This window comes from Vibrio sp. V33_P6A3T137, assembly GCF_009904835.1.
Classification (GTDB): domain Bacteria; phylum Pseudomonadota; class Gammaproteobacteria; order Enterobacterales; family Vibrionaceae; genus Vibrio; species Vibrio metschnikovii.
The window spans coordinates 1-2,178 of sequence record NZ_WXWK01000022.1 but is presented as its reverse complement, the minus strand read 5'-3'; the positions used below and the strand labels follow the sequence as shown (position 1 = coordinate 2,178).

Here is a 2,178-nt window from a genome sequence, read left to right as displayed (position 1 = left end):
CTCATTACCATACCATCAATTACGGGTTATATATTAACCAGATCGCTGCTATTAAAAACGATGGCCTTTTGGCTTTATTTATATTCACTAATCAAAAAAAAATGACTATTTGTTACGCAAACTGCCTTATCGGCAATCGATAGCCAAACGACTTGGAGTGGCAGATCGGCGGCCAATGAGCGACTTTCAATGAGCATGGTAGAGATATGATTAAGAGGAATAAACTCAGCTAACACCCCATAACCAACACCACTGACACTTCAAGTAGGAAGAGGGAATTCGTTTAGTAGCAATCGTTTGGTTCTGCTCCTTTTATCGTCTAGAATGACCCCATGATGTGCTAGATCGCTCAGTATCATGCTCTGGAGCGATGATTTAGTAACTAAGCTCAGATTATTGCTCTACAATAAACGCAATAAAACCTATAACTCATACAGTGGCTGCCTATGATTATTCATCTTATCTTGTTGTTTTTAGGTTCTTTTGCTGTTTTGTTTACGATGCGAAAGTTCGCCTTTTTAATCAACCTCGTCGATAAGCCAAACGCACGAAAACTTCATCAAGGCTCAGTTCCTTTAGTGGGAGGCCTGTCCATCAGCGTCGTTTTAGCCGTCGTTCTCATCATCCAACCGCAGATGATCCAACACAGCTGGCTGTATTTATTTTCGATTCTGTCCCTGACTTTTATTGGTGCTCTGGATGATAAATTTGATCTCAGTGTACGAGTAAGAATTGGCGTTCAAGTGCTGCTTTCTTTAATCATGATCCACGTTGCTGGGAGAGAAATGCATCATCTTGGTAATATATTAGGCTTTGGTGATATTTATCTTGGCTGGTTTGGAACTGTCGTGACCGTTATGGCGGTTATCGGGGCGATCAATGCCTTTAATATGGTCGATGGTATCGATGGTCTATTGGGCGGCTTATCCATTGTTACCTTCGGAGCACTGGCCTTTTTACTTAACATTGATAGCCAGCATGGTCTTGCTTACTTATGTGTAGTGATCATTGTCACCATGCTGCCTTATATCTGCATGAACCTAGGTATTTGTGGTCGACAGCGCAAGGTCTTTATGGGCGATGCGGGGAGTATGATGATAGGCTTTACGGTGATTTGGATGCTTTTAGGGGTAAGCCAGATCGAGAGCCGACCTTTAATTCGTCCCGTGACGGCTTTGTGGCTTATTGCTGTACCATTAATGGATATGGCTGCCATAATGATCCGTAGAATTCGTCGTGGCGACTCTCCTTTCAAACCCGATCGTGAACACTTACACCATATCTTTCAGCGCTTAGGGTTAACGTCACATCAAACATTATTGGTTATTTGTAGCATAGCCAGTTTATTTGCGGCTTTTGGCATTTATGGAGAGAAAGCCAATATCAGTGAAGCGTTGATGTTTTCTAGCTTTATGGCCTGCTTCGCTATTTACTTTGTCATGTTGAGCTACGTATGGAGAATCACCGCCTGGGTAAAGCGACTATTGGGAAAAGATATCGGTGAGGCTGTGGAGCATTAAACGTGCCGGAAGGGGTTTTTAGGTTCTAGGTTCTAGATTCTAGGACCTAGGTCCTAGGAAAACACAACTCTCATATGCGCCAACTGAATAGCTATAACAACAGTGCATCAGCTAACCGCTGCGCCATTTTATCCTTCTCTGATAGTAACGGCTCACCACCAAGTAATGGCCAAGCTATCGCTAACTTAGGATCATTCCAGATTATCGCCCGCTCCGCCGATGGGTTGTAATAATCTGTACACTTGTAAACAAACTCCGCTTCTGGGCTGGTAACATAAAAACCATGGGCAAACCCTGCTGGTATCCATAACTGGCGTTTGTTCTCAGCGGTTAAGTAAGTACCTACCCACTGACCAAAGGTTGGTGAGTTTTTACGGATATCAACCGCAACATCAAATACCTCTCCTGAGATGACTCTAACCAATTTCCCTTGTGTGTTTTCAACTTGATAATGTAAACCTCGCAAAATACCTTGTTTGGATTTAGAGTGGTTATCTTGCACGAAGTAAATCGGTTGCTGAGTTACCTGCTGCTCGAATTTTTGTTGATTCCAGGTTTCCATAAAAAAACCGCGCTCATCACCAAAGATCTGCGGCTCAATAATTTTTATGTCTGGAATTGAGGTATTAATAATCTTCATTTAAGTACACTGATAAGT

2 protein-coding genes are annotated in these 2,178 nt (G+C 42.5%); one reads left to right on the top strand and one right to left on the bottom strand.

Annotation, left to right across the window (positions count from 1 at the left end; genetic code table 11):
* The first annotated feature begins 446 nt into the window (after positions 1–446).
* Positions 447–1,520 carry a UDP-N-acetylglucosamine--undecaprenyl-phosphate N-acetylglucosaminephosphotransferase gene (gene wecA, locus CAG60_RS01735; protein ID WP_161438134.1) on the top strand — a complete coding sequence of 358 codons (1,074 nt, stop codon included), beginning with the start codon at positions 447–449 and terminating at the stop codon, positions 1,518–1,520.
* Between the two features lie 91 nt (positions 1,521–1,611).
* Here wecA and rfbC read toward each other — a convergent pair whose 3' ends face one another.
* Complete coding sequence (rfbC, locus tag CAG60_RS01730; RefSeq protein WP_161438133.1) at positions 1,612–2,160, bottom strand: dTDP-4-dehydrorhamnose 3,5-epimerase; 549 nt, start codon at positions 2,158–2,160, stop codon at positions 1,612–1,614.
* Positions 2,161–2,178: the final 18 nt, after the last annotated feature.